Source organism: Rothia sp. HMSC065D02, assembly GCF_001815285.1.
Lineage (GTDB): Bacteria > Actinomycetota > Actinomycetes > Actinomycetales > Micrococcaceae > Rothia > Rothia dentocariosa.
This window is the reverse complement of sequence record NZ_KV820091.1, coordinates 156,783-172,094: the sequence shown is the minus strand read 5'-3', so window position 1 is coordinate 172,094 and position 15,312 is coordinate 156,783. Positions and strand designations below refer to the sequence as shown.

Below are 15,312 nucleotides of genomic sequence, written 5' to 3'. Positions count from 1 at the left end.
AACACGTTTATTAACGTCTTGGTACCTCCGTGGTCTAAGGTGAAAGTAGGGGATCGCCGCGAGAACACGAGTTCTCACCCCGAGCGCATCGAAGGGGCGCACCGTACGATGGCAGAAAGACGAACGCTCGCCGCATACTTGAACCGCATACCCGCGCCGCTGCTGGTTTTCTTAGGAGGAGGTATAGGTGCCTTCTGCCGCATCCACACACCCGGTGGCGTGCTTGCTGCGAACCTGATCGGTTCCTTCACCCTGGGGCTTCTGACCGCGCTGTGGGCATCGCGCGCCCGTATGCACGGCGAAGAAGCGGTGCGCCCGTTCCGCTTCCTGTTCGGCGCCGGCATGATGGGCGGGTATACCACCTACTCGTCCATCGCGGCGGTGACAGCGCAGGCGGTATTCATTCATTACACGGTGCACGGGTGGTACGTTCTGCTCAGCCTTGCCGTGCTCTTTATCGGCGGTCTAGCGGCCGCAGCATCAGGTCTTTTTACGGGCGGAAAAATCGCCGCCCGCTGTGAGGCCCGCCGTGCCAGTGCTCAAGAGGACTCATCATGTTCTCACTAACGGTCTTTCTGCTCGGCGGTTTAGGGGCAATGACCCGGTATTTTCTCGACGTCAAAATGTCGCCCCGTCTACGCACCGAACGCTCTATTATCAGCCCCGTATTCGTGATTAACCTGGTGGGGTCATTCCTCTACGGGCTGCTGATTATGCCGGTCGCCAACCCGAACGCGCTTGATATTCACTACGGTGCCTCCGGATCCGTCATCTTCTGGTGTACCGCCATCACCACCGGTCTGCTCGGTGGGTTCACCACCTTCTCCACCGCGATGGTCGAAGCGCTTACGGCACGCCGCGAAGGCAAACGAGCCAAATTCCTGATGCTCTGGCTCGTGCAGGTTATCGGGGCAGTTCTCGCGGCGCTCGCGGGCACGCTCTGCTTCGTCCTGCTGCTGGGGGACGACGTAGCCCCCATCATCCCTATCGATATTTTCTTCTAACCCGGCTAGGTAGGGTCTACAGGGTGCATCCGTATGGGGTGCAGCACAGGTGAGGGGCGCATTCGGCGGCGTATGAAGCTCCGGTTCTTTGATGTTGCCCCAATAGCTTTACACTGGTGCTAGGCGAGTTTTTACCACTCACGGCTTGCCTATAGACGCTGTACATTATTGACGAGGAATGTGGATGAGGAAACTACTATCGGAGCAGATGGGGACGGTTAGTCTTGAAATCATCTGCGCTACCCTCGCTCTTTTTGCCCTTGGTTTTCTTCTGATGAGAACGCGCGCTCGCCGCGCGGGATCGTCGCTGACAGTCCGGCACTATATCATCACCGGCATATTTTCACTGTTCTTGGCGCTGGTTCTGGTGCTGACCCTCACCCCCATAGGGGTGGGCGATGGAAAATGCCACTCAGAGCTATACTATCCACGCCTCTATGCTGGCTGGAGCTGGATCCAAGCATTCCAGATGCTGCAAACCCCGGGAACCGGCGGCGCGACCTCGCGGGCATTCGCCCAACTCTTCTTTAACATCGGCCTGTTTATTCCTATAGGGCTGTTTACTGCCGGATGCCTGCGCTGGGGTCTGCGTGCCTCAGCCTTGGCAGGTTTCGGGCTGTCTCTCTTCATCGAACTGAGCCAGCTGAGCGGCAACTGGGGCTTGGTGCCCTGCACATACCGCACTTTCGACGTGGACGATATTATCAACAACACCGTCGGCGCCCTGATCGGTGCGCTCCTTGTGCTTGTGTGGCGTCGGATCCGCCGTCGGATGCGCTACCGCCACCTGCCGGATCATATCGGGTAAGGGTACATCGAGAATCCAGGAGTGAAAAGTTGCAGTCGCTGAGGGACGTTATTCCGAGCGTGCGAGGCACCTAATAACGTTCCGAAGCTGACGAGGTAACGAGTCAGAAGGACACGTTCCCGCTGCAACTTTTCGCTCCCGAACTTAACCTGAGCCTACTGCTGATAGGTTCGCTTCTCGATAATCGGGATGGAACCGGTGGCGGTGTAGGTCGCCGCAGCCCTCGCAGCAGTCGCCTGGGTGTCTTCGCCCTGCGGAATCACCTCTGCGCTGGGTGCGCGGTACAGGTGGCTATTTGCCCAATACGCGAACCCTAAAAGCGCGATGGCGCATGCCGACGAGATGACAACCCAGAGAGTGAACTCACTCTCGTAATAGAGTTTGAAGAACGCTCCTCCCATAAAACCGCCCACAAGCGGGGCAAAGACGGGAACCCACGAATAGAACCAGCGTGAGGTTCCTTTATTGTGAATGGGCAGCAGAGCGTGCATGATGCGCGGCCCCAGATCGCGCGCAGGGTTCAGGGCGTAACCGGTCTGCCCGCCTAGCCCAACCACGAGCACAGCTACCATGAAGCCGAAGGCGAGGGGCTTGAGCACATCGTTGAGGTTCAGGGAGAGTTCCATGCCGCTGGTGGTAATCGTGGGCTTGAAGTTCACGCCGGTGTACAGCGCCGAGAAGACGAGCATGAACGTACCAATAATTTCGGAAAGCGCGTTCGTGAAATAGTTGTGAATGGCGGGAACCGTGGAGAATACGCCAAGCTTAATTTTCTGATCGGCGGTGGCCTTCCAATGCGGCAGGTAGTTCAGGTACACCAGCCCCGCGCCTGCCATGGCTCCGAGAAGCTGGGCGATCACATACCCGGGGACCTTAGCCCAATCAAATTCACCAAAAGCCGCCAACCCTACCGAGACCGCGGGGTTCAGGTGCCCGCCGGAATACGGATGTGAGGCGTAGACACCGAAGGCTACGGCAAAACCCCAGCCGAAGGCGATAGTGAAGAAGTTGTCGCCGTGCCCTTTGGAGCGTCGCAGCTCGACGGTGGCGATGGCGCCGCATCCGATAGTGCACATGATGAGTGTACCTAGGAATTCGGCGAGGTAGGGGCTGATGGTGTGCACGGAACCCTCCGCTTGTGTTTATGTTGGAATATTTGGTTTTATATGTGTTTCTATAAGACGTGATAGAGCTAGAAATAGCAATACTTTGGGATAAAGTAACCCAAAGACATAAGCGGTATTCGTGGGTTTGTGTGGAAAAGTGGGGCGTACATCACGTGTGATAGTCCAGGGTTTGGAGGCGAATCACGCGTGTTTAAGCGGCACGGATGTTGATGCGGTTTTTGCTTGCCGCTGCGGTGCTGGCTATAAGGGGTGGCTTAACCCGAGCATCAGGGGAAACTTGCTTGAGGGCGCCCGGGGCAGTTCATTACGGTGGCGTTGAAGGAGTATATGCAGATTGGAGTATTTACCATGAGTCAGCGACTTCCGGCAGAAGAACTACAGGGTATTCCCGGTGGTACTCTCATCACCGAAACCCCCGAAGAAGGGCGGCAGTTGGCGATGCTCATCGCGCGGCACACCATCCACCAGATTCAGCCTAACCCGGATGCTCTCAAAGCGGGGCGTCCGGAATACGCGGTAGACCCGGACTCGCTGACAGCTGCGGCGCAGGTGGTAGCCATCGAGTTCCAGACCATCGCGGCAGCCAACAACTACTGGCGCTAACCCTGAGGCTTTAAAACTATTCGGCGAGGTATTGTGCATTTCGCGGGTTATTAAGTCGCCGCATGCGCAATACCTCGCCGGATACATAATTCCTCGTCTATATCTGGGTCGGGCTTAATCCAATAGAAGCTCTACCCTACAAAAGCACCCAGCTGCGGGATGAACTTCTTCATCTGAGCCACAATATACCGCGCGTCTTCCAAAGCTTCTTCGGCTTCATCTGAAGATACGGGCTCATAGTCTGCATCTGGGTATTCAACCTCATGCCGAGTGCGGCGCAGACGGGAAAAAATTTTGCTCACCATATCGTGCGGACCGCGTTGGGCACGCAATGCATCCCCTACGACCACATGTCCTCCACGAGTTGTAGGGCGTAACCCCTGCACTGCAAGCGCTGCGGTCAAAGCCAACCGGGATGCGTCATAGAGCAGGGTGTATGCGCCTTCCGGATCAGTCTCAACGAGTATGTGTGCCGTCGCAAGGTGTTTATCTGCACGGTTTATCAAAGCTTTGGCATGTTCGGGGTTTACCTCAACATGCTCTAGCTCTCCTCTGCCCAGAAGCTCAGTAACTTTCTCACGCCCGGTTGTCCACGATTTTTTCATAGGCTTAGCCGGTTTCGGCTTTTCAGGCATCGTTATCTCCTAAATCGCCGAAAAGCGGGGTTATGGGGCGCGAACGCACGGTTTTTACGAAAGGATCATCCGAATTCCAGCCTTCACGAGAGAGTTTTTTGACGTTGATTTCTAGGCCAAGACGCTGCTCAACATCATCAATAGCTTCGTAAAGAGCGTGCCGTGATGGAGTGCCGATAGCGAGCACATCAAGGTCGTGGGGGACTTGCCCGGGCTCTCCACTGCGGCGCTTAGCCCATGAGCCGTAAATTGCCGCAGCTTCAAGACGCGGAACCTGTGCTAAAGCCTCACGAAGCGCCGGGACGGGACCGTAGGTAACATACATAAGCTGCTGCAACGCTTGCCCCACCGGGGTATGCACAAGCGCATTGACGAGGCGACTCTTGCCAACTTGACGAGACTCTAATAGCCCCGCGTCCTCAAGTCGGCTCAGTTCCCGCGAGACGGTAGCCTGCGATGCATTCGTAAGAGCCGCAATTTCGGAAACCGTGTACTGCCGTTCGGGATGCAGAAAAAGAAGCGCAGTCACCTCACCTTGCAGGTTACTGCGCAGCAGAGGCAGCAATGTGGGCGCAGACGTTTTCATAACATGAATTATAACAATCATTTTATGAAAATGTCCCAGGTGAGTGTGCCTCACGCAGACTTTCTATTCGGTGAGTTATTGTGCATTTCGCGGGTTATTAAGTCGCCGCATGCGCAATAACTCGCCAGGTAGAAAAGCGGGGGAAGGAGGGGGCTCTACTGCGAGGTCCACCTCAGGATTGCCTCAAAGAAGCGCTCGCATTCGCGAAGCTGTTCCAGCTCAATCCATTCATTGGCGGAGTGCGCTTGGGCGATATCGCCGGGGCCGCATACCACGCTCTCAACGCCCGCGCGCTGGAACTGCCCCGCCTCCGTACCGTAGGTGACCTTTTCGGGGGCCTCACTCGTGCCTAAAAGCTCGTTCATGAGGGCTATGATGGGGGCGTCGTCTGCCGTTCCCAGGCCGGGCACGGCGGCAAGAAGCTCATGTTTGATCTGAACACGCTCTTGCAAAACCCCCGAATGCGCACCGGAAAGCTCCTCTGCCTTCTGAGCACGCGCCTTTAGATTCGGCAGGATCTTGTCGAAAAGCTCATCCTCAATCAACTCCACCACAGACTCGGTGGTCATTGAGGGCAGCGTGCGCAGATCGTACTCAAGCTCGGCGTATTCGGCCACAATATTGTATTGCAGCCCGCCGCGCACAAAATTCACGCCGCCGGTCGCATAGGGAACCATGAACGCATCGTCAAAAGGCCCCTCAGACTGCCACGTGTCGGCAAGGCGTGAGAAGAAAGTAATGAACTCGCCAGCGGCATTGACCGCACTCACGCCGTGCGGCGCCAACGATGCATGCTTCGCCGTGCCGGTGATCTCCACGCGCCCACGATGCGCCCCCTTGTGCGCAGAAATCACGCGCATACTCGACGGCTCACCCACGATCGCGAACTGAGGTCTGATATTGCGGTTCACAACATCTTCAAGCATGGTGGGGGCGCCCACGCACCCGATTTCCTCGTCGTAGGAGAACGCGAAATGCAGCGGAACCCTCAGCTGCGCTCGCGCGGCCTGCGGCAAAAGCCACAGTGCCACGCCCAGGAAGCCTTTCATATCGCATACGCCACGCCCGTAGGCGCGCGAACCCTCAACCCGCAGCATGAACGGATCGGAATCCCAAGTTTGCCCTTCGACCGGAACCACATCGGTGTGACCGGAAATCACGATGCCGCCCTCGGTCGAACCATCGGCGGCGGGTATGGTAACCCACAGATTCGCGCGGGTCTGATCTGCGTTATAGGTGCGCTGCCCGGCGTACCCGTAGCGCGCGAATTCCGCCTCGATAAGCTCGATAACGCCCAGATTCGAGGTGCCCGAGATGCTGGGAATAGCAACTAGGCGGCGCATCCACTCCAAGGACTGAGGCTCTACGGGGATGTCGGATGCTGTGCCGCCGGCGTGCGCTGCGCTCTGGGCGGGGTCCTCGGTGCTCACGGATTCTCCTTCGATGCTGTGGCTCTGTGTGGGGTTATGTGGCTTACGTTCTCTTTAATACCTTAGCGCGTCTGCCGCCTCTGTGGGCCTGTGAATCGGCTTTCATGCATAGTAAAAAGGCTCTTGGGAGTGAATTAAAGCGGGTTTTCTAACGTTTTAATTCACTCCCAAGAGCCTCGATGCAGCCATATGATGCGGTCGGCGGCAGGTTTAGATGGCGTAGTCTACGTTGGAATGCTTGCCGAGCGCGTGGAATGAACGCGAATGATAAACCAGGGGAGTACCGCCCAAATCGTGACGAATAAATTCCTCAACCCTGGCGGTGAACACGAGAGCGGGGCCAGCCTCCACACGACTGAGCGGGGTGGCACGCAGTACGCGCCGCACCCCGTGCACGAGAGGCTCGCCGCTGGAGAGGAACTCCCATGAAGACTTATCCGCAAAACGGGGGTAGCCGTGGGTGGCAAAATTCTTGGCGAGCTGCACATTCTCGGCATCAAGCATGTGGATGAGGAATGAGGGAGCGGCCGCGATCTTACCGGCAGATCCGCTGTCAGCCTTGAGGGAGAACGCTACAATCGCGGGTTCGGCGGCGACCGAGGTGAGTGAGGATGCGGTAAAACCCGCGGGCTCGCCAGCATCATCGGTGGCGGTAATAACGGCAACTCCGGCAGGATGATGTCCGAATGCTTGCTTGAAAAGCTCTGATGTTTCTGATTCTAGAGGCTCAGCCATAGTTAAGACCTTTCTCATACTGCATCGCCAGTGAATGTGGGGCAAACTATCTTTAGAGTAAAACGCCGCCGCCCCCAGCACACGTTTATTGCTCAATATTTCTCTGACAGGGCTTTTATGACGGGCACCAAGCAACATTACGTAATAAAACCTGGGATTTTGGCAGGTTCCTGTGTCGAATGCGTCCACAGTACAACGGGTGGAAAGCTCCATGACCGAAAGCAGACCTGCCCCGGAATTTGTGATGCACCAGGTTCCGGTATTTGACACACATAAAGACCATCGGGTTCCGGGGATAACCGCGCAAAACATTCGGAAAGGCTCTTCAACGAATCGTATGCCGCTGATACCTCGCGGAAACCTATGAATCGCCACACAGACGTGCACAAAAAGGTGTGAAAAATTGTACTCAGGCGTATTGCCACTACTATGGAAACTAAAGGTTTACATCGCAACACATATAAAACGTACACAAGCACAAGCAGCATACGGCACACTTGAGCCCGCCACGGCAAAACATAGTCACAAGGAGATAACCGCATGGAAACGACCTGGGCTTCGCTCACTATCCCGTTGATAGTGGGTGCTCTGATAATCCTTATTCCGGGTCTTATCGTTGCTTTGGCTATGCGGCAGCGCGGTGTGGAGGCGTTAGGTCTTGCCGCCCCTATTTCCGTGGGTATATTTGGGGTGAGCGCGATTTTTGCCTCCAAAGTGGGAGTGCGTTTTTCATTCCTGATTCCGCTCGCTTTCGCGGTTATTCTCGCCGGTCTGGGGTATTTGATCTGTCGCCTGCTTGGCAGTCGAGGCTGGCTAGATTTTCCCGCCCCACAGAAACTGCGCGATCAGCAGGAAAACACCGCAATTGTGCGTTCTGGCTGGTTTACCCCGCAGACTCTTGCGGCGGGGCTTAGCGTTCTCGTTGGCTTTATCTTGCTGTACATCAGCATTGCCCGCGCTATCGGACGCCCCGAATATATTTCGCAAACCTATGACGTAAACTTTCACCTCAACGCCATTCGCTATATGGCAGATACGGGCGATGCTTCCTCGCTAACCATCGCAAATATGACCTCGGGCGGAGAAGCACCGACCTTCTATCCCGCCGTTTGGCACGGTATTGCCACGGTTATTTACCAGGTAACGGGCATAAGCGTACCCGCCACCGCGAACCTTATGAGCGTGCTGGTGGGAGCAGTAATTTGGCCGCTGTCGGTCATGTATCTGGTGCGTTCCACGATGCGCGCCAGCATTCCGGCTCTGCTCAGCGTGGGCGTTGTTTCGGCATCGTTCACGGCGTTCCCCATGCTGCTCATCAACTTCGGTGTGCTTTACCCCAATAGCTTGGGTCTTGCGCTTCTTCCCACCGTGCTGGGCCTATTCGCCCAGCTTCTACGCACGGTACAGGCGCGCCGCATCGAGACGGTTCCGGCGCTGTACATGGGCTTTTTCATGGCGCTAGGGCTTGCACTGGCGCATCCTAACGTCTTGATGACCATGCTCGCGCTCGCTCTGCCTATTATTTTGGTGCGTGCGGCGCTTCAGATTCGTGCGGCGTGGCGCGGCGAACTCAAACCGCTTGTCTGCGTTATACAGTTAGTTCTCTTGGCGATATACCCGATTACCCTAAATATCCTGTGGGGTATCGTTCGTCCGCCTCGCGAGGCGGGCGGCTGGGAACCCACACAATGGGATAGCACGGCCGTGGGTGAAGCTCTTCTGAACGGTCAAATGAGTAATGGTTTGCTCTGGACCGTTTCGGTGCTTGCTTTGATGGGCGCTTACTATCTGCTGCGTACCCGAAGCATCGGCGTTTGGCTGCTGCTCAGCTGGGTGTATGTGATGTACTTCTATGTTGCCGCCCGGTGGATGGTCTGGGACGACGGGCGTGACTGGGTTTTGGGCGTGTGGTACCACGATCCGTTCCGCCTGGCCGCGAATGTGCCAATTCTGGCGGCTCCGATGGCCGTTGTGGGCGTGCACGCCGCGTATCAGTGGCTTAAGGCGGCGATTGCGGTCCTGGGCGAGCGCATCGCACCGCTTAAGGAACACGGCGGAATTATATCCTTGGCGCTGGCAGTTATTCTCTTGATTCCGCTGGGTATCAACCTGCAGACAGATCCTAATATCCAGGGTTATATTAAGGGCACCCAGGAACGGTATCTTCCCAAGTCAGACGCCTTACTCCTCTCGGCCGATGAACGTGACGTGATTGAGCATCTGCATGATTACGTGCCAACTGGAGAAACCGTAATTGTGCAGCCCTGGACCGGCAGCGCGGTGACGTATGCGCTCACCGGATATAAGGTGACGGCTGCGCATCCTCTGTACACGGCTACCCCCGATGCCCGTGAGATCTATCAGCACCTCAACGAGGCCGCCGATAACCCCGCCGTATGCTCTGCGGTGCAAAATTCAAAGGCATACTACTACCTGGACTTTAAGGGACGGGAGATTAACGAAGAGATTCGTGGAGATCATCGTTCCCAGTACCCCGGTCTGGAAAATCTGCAGCAGAAAGGTGTTGCGGAGCCTGTGTACTCCAAGGGCGAGGCAACTCTTTACCGCATTACGGCTTGTGGAACCCCTCAGTAATGAGCGGTATTCCCTGTTGAGAACATACATACACGGGGGTAGCGGCGGCTGTCACGAGTGTTTCAATGCTCTCTGCCTTTGACTGATAGACTGAGTACAGTCATAACACGTGTATTCCAGTATCACCGAGAGGAATCCCCTACGCATGAGTTCAGAGAGTTCGCAGCCGAAGCCGCGCACACTCGTCATTATGCCTGCGTGGAATGAGGAAGAGGTTATCGGTAACACCATCACTGAGCTCTTACAGAGGGTTCCCGAGGTAGACCTGGTTGTGGTGAATGACGGTTCCACGGATCATACCTCAGAAATCGCGCGCAGAGCCGGTGCTTTTGTGATCGATCTGCCCTACAACATGGGGGTAGGGGCGGCAATGCGCACCGGGTATAAATATGCTCGCCGAGCCGACTACGATTATGCGATGCAGGTGGATTCCGACGGTCAGCATGATCCTATGTGCATTCCAGATTTGATTGCGCACGCGCAGGACTGCGATATTGTTATTGGCTCCCGATTTGCGGGCTCGGGCGAATACAACGTATCTGGTCCTCGAAAATGGGCGATGAGCCTGCTTTCACACCTTTTCACCCGCGCCGCGAAAACCCCTTTCACCGATGTGACGAGCGGATTCAAAATCGCCAACCGCAGAGGTATCAAGTTCTACTGTAAATTCCTGCCCGCCGAGTATTTAGGCGATACCATCGACGTTACCGCTATGGCTATTCGACAGGGTCTGCGTGTGAAGCAGACCCCCGTGAGAATGCGCGAGCGTCAAGGCGGAACCCCTTCCTCCGGTCCGGTGAAATCGGCGGTTTATCTTGTTCGTTCACTCTTTGCCTACTGGATTTCGATGAACCGTAAAAAGACTGATAGGAAGGATCAGCATGAGCGCTAGTATATTCTTCCTTATCGTTGCGCTGTGTATTTGTACGCTCGTTATTATTCAGGTGCGCAACCTGAAGATGAAAGAAAAATACGCGGCCCTGTGGCTGGGCGTCGGTGCCGCCATTATTGTGCTGGGAATATTCCCCGGACTGCTGGACGGTATTACCGAATTTGTGGGTTTAACGCTGCCGGTTAACCTGCTCTTCCTGCTCTCTATCGTGCTGTTGATGTCCGTATGTCTGCACCTCACCTTAGAGGTCTCCAGGCTTTCGGAGAAGACGCGCATCCTTGCCGAAGAAGTGGCTATCTTGCGGGCGCTTCACGAGCAGCCCGGTGGTGCGCCAGCGCATCGCACCCCGCAAGATCCCGATCAAGACCCCCAAGACTCAACCTCTGGAGCTGAACACGATGACCGTTGATATCCTCTTCCCCTACTACGGCGATGTTTCAATGATGAAGCAGGCTGTGCTCTCTATTGTGCGGCAGACCAACCCCGACTGGCGCCTGATTGTAGTGGATGACGGCTACCCGGACGAGTCTATTCCCGGCTGGTTTGCCTCGCTGAACGATGAGCGCATCACCTATATGCGCAACGAAACGAACCTGGGCGCGAACGCCAACTACCGTAAGTGTCTGACCTTCGTAGAGAACGACCTCGTAACCGTTATGGGCGCGGATGATGTGATGCTCCCCAACTATGTGCAGTGGCTGGTAGATTCCGCCGCCGCCCACCCAGAAGCTAGTATTTTCCAGCCCGGTGTGGTGGTTATTGACGAGAATAATGCGCTGTCTAATACTCTTGTGGAGCGCACGAAAGAACACTACCGTCCTGCGGCAGAGGCGGTTCTTCAGGGTGAAGAGCTCGCGGTTTCTCTGCTGCGCGGTGCCTGGTTCTATTTCCCCTCGCTCGGTTGGCGTGCTGAGGCTATTGTAGATACCGGATTCCGTGAAGGCCTTAACGTTATCCAAGACATGGCGCTTATCCTCGACATTACGATGCGCGGCGGCGCCCTCTACTACGATCCGCAGGTAGCCTTCATGTACCGGCGTCACGGAGGGTCCGACTCGTCATGGCGTGCCCTGGAAGGCACCCGCTTTGAAGAGGAACGCGGCTACTACAAGACGATGGCCGCCGAGATGGACGAGCTCGGGTGGAAGAAGGCAGCGCGGGTGGCGCGCATTCGCTTCTCATCCCGTGCTCACGCGCTGACGCTGCTTCCGAAGGCGGCCATGGCGAAGAAATGGCAGGGCGTGAAAAACCTTGCCGTTCATGTGGTGAAGTAAGGTCCAATGGCTGGCGCGAAGAACACACCCCAGGATGACCCCGCCCCAGAGAACATAACCCCCGAGAATACGGATCAGCAGGGCACAGCCGGCGGGACTATCAGCCGGTATCAATCGATGGCGCTTTTAGCGTCCTCGGTGCTGACGGCGCTGGCGACTTTAGGCACTACCGTTATCGCTAATCATGCGCTCGGCGGTATCCAGATGAAAGAGTTTCTGCTGTTCTGGGGCGCGCTCTTCGCGGTAACCGGTATTATTACGGGCATTCAGCCGGAAGTAACCCGCGCGGTTGGCGCAGCACGGCGTGACGGCGTATACCGGGTGCGCGTGATATATGTTGCCGGTGCTTTCGGTCTGTTAGCGGGGCTTCTCGTGGTGCTCACCTCCCCGCTGTGGGCGCATGATCAAATTCCTACAAATACCCCGTGGGCGGTAGGATCCATTGCCGCAGGTGTAGCCTTTTACGCATTGCAGGCAACCATGAGCGGTGCCAGTGCTGGGCGTGACAGCTGGTATCTCTTCGCCGGGATCGGCGCCCTAGAATCGGCGGGTCGTCTCGTGCTGATGATCGCCGCAGCATTCGCGGTTCCCACGCTCACGGGTCTGGAAGTCGCCACCGTAACCCCCATGGCGTTGTGGATACTTCTTGCCCTCTTTCTTCCCGGCGGGCGCAAAGCCTGGGCGGCACGCGCCGATATTGAGGTCAAACAGCTCAGCATGAACCTGATCTGGTCGTTCCTGTCCTCGGCATCCGCCGCTGTGATTATGATGGGCTTTCCCAATATTTTGGACGGCAGCGAGCCGAACCAGAGTGAACACACCAAACTCGTTATGGGTGCACTCTTTTTGGCGATTTCTATTACGCGCTCGCCGATTATGATTCCCCTGCAGGCGTTTCAGGGGGTGGCTGTTTCGGCGTTCTTGAAGCAGCAGCATCGCCCGTTAGCGGCTTTTCTAAAACCTGCTGTAGCGGTGCTGGGGCTTGGGGCTTTCGGCGCCGGTGCCGCATACCTGGTAGCTCCTATGCTTTTTAGGCTGATTTACCCGCCGGAAGCTAATCAGAATGATGCTTATGCCGAAGTTATCACCGGTACAGTCATGGCGGTATTGGTTTTTGCCTCCGCCGTGCTGGCGCTAATTTCCCTGTCGGGGAATATGGTGTTGGCTATTGGGCGCCATCGTGCGTATGTAACGGGGTGGGCAACCGCCGCCGTGGTAGTTATCGCGGTAGCGTTTTTAACTCCTCTTCCGGTGGTGGGGCGAGCCCTAGTTGCGCTCTATGCGGGCCCTATCTGCGGGTTCGTGGTGCATCTGGCGGCGATGAGGATTCACGCCCGTTCCGCGCAGGCGCTCAGTGAGGGCGAGGCTTTACGGGAAATGCTGGTTGAGAATACCGCACGAGGCGAAACCCACTAATACATATGGAAAAGAGGGCCGGCTTATCTTAGCCGCCTGTGCTGAGCGTTCAGATCGCGGGGGTACAATCTGAATGCCTGACTCATAAAGTCTATTTAGTTACACACGTAGTAACTCAGAGTTATTAGATATGCCAACGGAATAAAGATTTTCAGCTTCAGAAAACTTCATCGTGTTGCGTTAACGCACTCTAGATAAACTTCTAATACGAGTTTTCTGAATGAAATTCATTAAGGTAGAATCCAGCGGCGTACCGGAGGAATGAGCCGCAGCATCCACACAATCACGGCGGATAAAGCCCACACGAAGAGTGCATAGGGAACTTCCCACTGCACTTTAGTCAGAGAGAAGTTTACCGCCTGTAGAATTTGGATGATAAGAAGATGTACCAGATAAACCCCGAACGTGAGGGCCGCAAGGCGTTTTAGAATATTCTGCACCGTGGGCGATGCTTGGCCAATACGTGAATACTTGCAGAACACCAAGACCGCGCTTGCCCATAAAATTGCTGGAACTGCAAGGTATCCGTGTACCAGAGGCACGAATGTTGGGCGATGCTCAATTAAATAAGCACTGCCGAAGATAAATCCTCCTAATCCCACGATGCCCAACAGATAAATAACGATGCGCCACGCACGGGAAAATTCGGTATTGGCAAGCGCATACCCAAGAAGACAGAACCCAAGATACCCGGTGATGGGTGCAACAAACTCGGGTAGGACGTGAGGGTAGATCAGGTGGATTGCCTGGGTGATAATCGGTAGGACAAGGCCGAGTGCCGCCATAAGCCAGAAGAATCCGGTGCGTGTCGTGGTAGCTTGTTCCGTCTGAACACCACGTATGGCGTAAGAGAAAATCGGAAGCACTAGATAGACGCCGACTAAGGCCTCAAGATACCAGAAGGTGGCTGCCTCGCTGCTGGGGGCTACTAATGTTCGCAGAATTTCGTGAACTCCGGGAAACGGAGTAGAACCCGTCCACATATGAACGAAAAGATAGACCTGCGCCCATAAGATCATGGGAATCAGAATTTTGGTAAAACGCTTGCGATAGAACGTTCCTATAGACTCGCGGCGAGTAAAATCCAAGAGATTAATGCCAGTCGCCATAAAGAATAGAGGAACTGCCGCAACCCCGAAGCCAGATAGGATATTTTCAACCCACCACGCCGAAGATGAAGGATTATCTGGGGTAATAAAACGCACATGCAGGAGTACCACCCACATGATTGCCACCGAATTGATGAGGTCAAGGTACACACGGCGCTGCTTTGAGGATTTTGTTCCCTTAAGGTGAAGGGAATTATCGCGTGTGGAGCCTACCATACCAACCCTTTGTGTTTTATGACTGCTGTTTATGCTTATAGATACGTGACAGTACCAAAATTCATATTCTACATTTTATAAGTACGTTTTATATATATTCCGTATAAAACACGGTAGAGTTTTGGGGAAGTTTTAAGAAGTACTCCCGCTGCTCCAAAAACTCGATTGGTGCGAAGTGTTGTGAGCGCTTGCGTATAGGTGAAACCTTTGCGGCATTCACGTAGTGTCTCTCGCGCACTGTCACCGCCGACCACTAATGCTTGCTGGGCGTTGTTAAGAAACGCAAGAACTCGCGCGACGGTTAGGGCTTTTTGCGCATCGGGTTCGCTGCGGCGCTCTCCGAGAGCATCCTCAAAATATGCGATAAGTCGGTGTGTTTCTTCTACCGGGGTGATGCGACTCCACGTCAGACTGTCTGGAGTTACGGAGTAGTTGTAGAGAGGGTCTTCTATCACTGATACGCTCTGTGCCGCCAAGTAGCACTTGAGGAGAGCGCATTCATCTTCGGCGCGCTCAATATCGGGGTAACGAACATCGTTGAAAAGAGAACGGCGAATGATTTTATCCCAAGCGTAGGGGGAAAGTTCATCTTGCAGAAGCTCGTAAGCTGCTTGTTCACCGGTGCGTATACCCGGTGTACCCTTGAGGCGTTTAGTCTTGTGCCCCCGCGTATCTACCATGTTATGGGCACAATTCACCACGTCTGCACCGGTAAGCTCAGCCTGCTGATGTAGCCGTTCCAAAAAGGTGGGTTCGAGGGCATCATCAGAATCGGGGAAAACTACCCATTCACCCCGTGCATGTTCGAGCCCCTGATTACGCATAGCAGAGAGGCCTTTGTTTTCGGGGTTGTTGAAGATGTGGATGCGGGTGTCGGGGTTT

At 55.3% G+C, this 15,312-nt stretch carries 16 protein-coding genes; 9 read left to right on the top strand and 7 right to left on the bottom strand.

Annotated elements, in window-relative coordinates:
* Nucleotides 1–108 precede the first annotated feature (108 nt).
* The 3 genes from HMPREF3016_RS07245 to HMPREF3016_RS07235 all read left to right on the top strand — a co-directional run bounded on the left by HMPREF3016_RS07245 (nucleotide 109) and on the right by HMPREF3016_RS07235 (nucleotide 1,812).
* Nucleotides 109–567, top strand: a complete 459-nt coding sequence (locus HMPREF3016_RS07245) for a fluoride efflux transporter FluC (protein WP_048752584.1) — start codon at nucleotides 109–111, stop codon at nucleotides 565–567.
* Complete coding sequence (locus tag HMPREF3016_RS07240) at nucleotides 555–1,004, top strand: fluoride efflux transporter FluC (protein WP_238382438.1); 450 nt, start codon at nucleotides 555–557, stop codon at nucleotides 1,002–1,004. The genes HMPREF3016_RS07245 and HMPREF3016_RS07240 overlap by 13 nt, the downstream gene beginning before the upstream one ends.
* A gap of 184 nt (nucleotides 1,005–1,188) precedes the next feature.
* On the top strand, nucleotides 1,189–1,812 hold the full coding sequence (locus tag HMPREF3016_RS07235; RefSeq protein WP_246828510.1) for a VanZ family protein: 624 nt from the start codon (nucleotides 1,189–1,191) through the stop codon (nucleotides 1,810–1,812).
* Nucleotides 1,813–1,967: 155 nt separating this feature from the next.
* Here the strand turns inward: HMPREF3016_RS07235 and HMPREF3016_RS07230 are convergent, their stop codons facing one another.
* Nucleotides 1,968–2,936, bottom strand: a complete 969-nt coding sequence (locus HMPREF3016_RS07230; protein WP_070741360.1) for an MIP/aquaporin family protein — start codon at nucleotides 2,934–2,936, stop codon at nucleotides 1,968–1,970.
* A gap of 330 nt (nucleotides 2,937–3,266) precedes the next feature.
* Here HMPREF3016_RS07230 and HMPREF3016_RS07225 point away from each other — a divergent pair, with 330 nt between their 5' ends.
* Nucleotides 3,267–3,542, top strand: a complete 276-nt coding sequence (locus HMPREF3016_RS07225) for a hexameric tyrosine-coordinated heme protein (RefSeq protein WP_202983050.1) — start codon at nucleotides 3,267–3,269, stop codon at nucleotides 3,540–3,542.
* 131 nt (nucleotides 3,543–3,673) lie between these two features.
* Here HMPREF3016_RS07225 and HMPREF3016_RS07220 read toward each other — a convergent pair whose 3' ends face one another.
* The 4 genes from HMPREF3016_RS07220 to HMPREF3016_RS07205 form a co-directional block, all read right to left on the bottom strand.
* Nucleotides 3,674–4,177 (bottom strand): HEPN domain-containing protein, encoded by a 504-nt coding sequence (locus HMPREF3016_RS07220; protein WP_083315901.1) that lies wholly within the window; start codon nucleotides 4,175–4,177, stop codon nucleotides 3,674–3,676.
* Nucleotides 4,170–4,763, bottom strand: coding sequence for a helix-turn-helix domain-containing protein (locus HMPREF3016_RS07215; protein WP_070741444.1), 594 nt, complete (start codon nucleotides 4,761–4,763; stop codon nucleotides 4,170–4,172). The genes HMPREF3016_RS07220 and HMPREF3016_RS07215 overlap by 8 nt, the downstream gene beginning before the upstream one ends.
* A gap of 155 nt (nucleotides 4,764–4,918) precedes the next feature.
* Complete coding sequence (gene argE, locus HMPREF3016_RS07210; RefSeq protein WP_083315900.1) at nucleotides 4,919–6,193, bottom strand: acetylornithine deacetylase; 1,275 nt, start codon at nucleotides 6,191–6,193, stop codon at nucleotides 4,919–4,921.
* A 210-nt stretch (nucleotides 6,194–6,403) separates the two neighbouring features.
* Nucleotides 6,404–6,928: a flavin reductase family protein gene (locus tag HMPREF3016_RS07205; protein ID WP_004005883.1), complete on the bottom strand. Its 525-nt coding sequence runs from the start codon at nucleotides 6,926–6,928 to the stop codon at nucleotides 6,404–6,406.
* A gap of 540 nt (nucleotides 6,929–7,468) precedes the next feature.
* Between HMPREF3016_RS07205 and HMPREF3016_RS07200 the strand changes: the two genes are divergently transcribed.
* The 5 genes from HMPREF3016_RS07200 (at nucleotide 7,469) to HMPREF3016_RS07180 (ending at nucleotide 13,105) form a co-directional block, all read left to right on the top strand.
* Complete coding sequence (locus HMPREF3016_RS07200; protein ID WP_070741357.1) at nucleotides 7,469–9,523, top strand: DUF6541 family protein; 2,055 nt, start codon at nucleotides 7,469–7,471, stop codon at nucleotides 9,521–9,523.
* A gap of 145 nt (nucleotides 9,524–9,668) precedes the next feature.
* Nucleotides 9,669–10,415: a glycosyltransferase family 2 protein gene (locus HMPREF3016_RS07195; RefSeq protein ID WP_070741354.1), complete on the top strand. Its 747-nt coding sequence runs from the start codon at nucleotides 9,669–9,671 to the stop codon at nucleotides 10,413–10,415.
* Nucleotides 10,405–10,824 (top strand): DUF2304 domain-containing protein, encoded by a 420-nt coding sequence (locus HMPREF3016_RS07190; RefSeq protein ID WP_004005880.1) that lies wholly within the window; start codon nucleotides 10,405–10,407, stop codon nucleotides 10,822–10,824. Before HMPREF3016_RS07195 ends, HMPREF3016_RS07190 begins: the two co-directional genes overlap by 11 nt.
* Nucleotides 10,814–11,689, top strand: a complete 876-nt coding sequence (locus HMPREF3016_RS07185; protein WP_048752599.1) for a glycosyltransferase family 2 protein — start codon at nucleotides 10,814–10,816, stop codon at nucleotides 11,687–11,689. The genes HMPREF3016_RS07190 and HMPREF3016_RS07185 overlap by 11 nt, the downstream gene beginning before the upstream one ends.
* A gap of 6 nt (nucleotides 11,690–11,695) precedes the next feature.
* Nucleotides 11,696–13,105 carry a hypothetical protein gene (locus HMPREF3016_RS07180; RefSeq protein WP_070741351.1) on the top strand — a complete coding sequence of 470 codons (1,410 nt, stop codon included), beginning with the start codon at nucleotides 11,696–11,698 and terminating at the stop codon, nucleotides 13,103–13,105.
* A 230-nt stretch (nucleotides 13,106–13,335) separates the two neighbouring features.
* Here the strand turns inward: HMPREF3016_RS07180 and HMPREF3016_RS07175 are convergent, their stop codons facing one another.
* Together HMPREF3016_RS07175 and HMPREF3016_RS07170 are read right to left on the bottom strand one after the other, a co-directional pair.
* Entirely contained in the window at nucleotides 13,336–14,430 is a 1,095-nt protein-coding gene (locus HMPREF3016_RS07175) for an acyltransferase (protein WP_070741348.1), read from the bottom strand.
* Between the two features lie 68 nt (nucleotides 14,431–14,498).
* Nucleotides 14,499–15,312: glycosyltransferase family 2 protein (locus HMPREF3016_RS07170; protein WP_070741438.1), on the bottom strand; the 814-nt coding region annotated here is incomplete at its 5' end.

Coding starts and splice junctions, on each gene's coding strand:
- HMPREF3016_RS07205 (WP_004005883.1), bottom strand. CDS start 6,928: ATGGCTGAGCCTCTAGAATCAGAAACATCAGAGCTTTTCAAGCAAGCA.
- HMPREF3016_RS07175 (WP_070741348.1), bottom strand. CDS start 14,430: ATGGTAGGCTCCACACGCGATAATTCCCTTCACCTTAAGGGAACAAAA.
- HMPREF3016_RS07185 (WP_048752599.1), top strand. CDS start 10,814: ATGACCGTTGATATCCTCTTCCCCTACTACGGCGATGTTTCAATGATG.
- HMPREF3016_RS07235 (WP_246828510.1), top strand. CDS start 1,189: ATGAGGAAACTACTATCGGAGCAGATGGGGACGGTTAGTCTTGAAATC.
- HMPREF3016_RS07225 (WP_202983050.1), top strand. CDS start 3,267: ATGCAGATTGGAGTATTTACCATGAGTCAGCGACTTCCGGCAGAAGAA.
- HMPREF3016_RS07200 (WP_070741357.1), top strand. CDS start 7,469: ATGGAAACGACCTGGGCTTCGCTCACTATCCCGTTGATAGTGGGTGCT.
- HMPREF3016_RS07195 (WP_070741354.1), top strand. CDS start 9,669: ATGAGTTCAGAGAGTTCGCAGCCGAAGCCGCGCACACTCGTCATTATG.
- HMPREF3016_RS07215 (WP_070741444.1), bottom strand. CDS start 4,763: ATGAAAACGTCTGCGCCCACATTGCTGCCTCTGCTGCGCAGTAACCTG.
- HMPREF3016_RS07220 (WP_083315901.1), bottom strand. CDS start 4,177: ATGCCTGAAAAGCCGAAACCGGCTAAGCCTATGAAAAAATCGTGGACA.
- HMPREF3016_RS07245 (WP_048752584.1), top strand. CDS start 109: ATGGCAGAAAGACGAACGCTCGCCGCATACTTGAACCGCATACCCGCG.
- HMPREF3016_RS07240 (WP_238382438.1), top strand. CDS start 555: ATGTTCTCACTAACGGTCTTTCTGCTCGGCGGTTTAGGGGCAATGACC.
- HMPREF3016_RS07190 (WP_004005880.1), top strand. CDS start 10,405: ATGAGCGCTAGTATATTCTTCCTTATCGTTGCGCTGTGTATTTGTACG.
- HMPREF3016_RS07180 (WP_070741351.1), top strand. CDS start 11,696: ATGGCTGGCGCGAAGAACACACCCCAGGATGACCCCGCCCCAGAGAAC.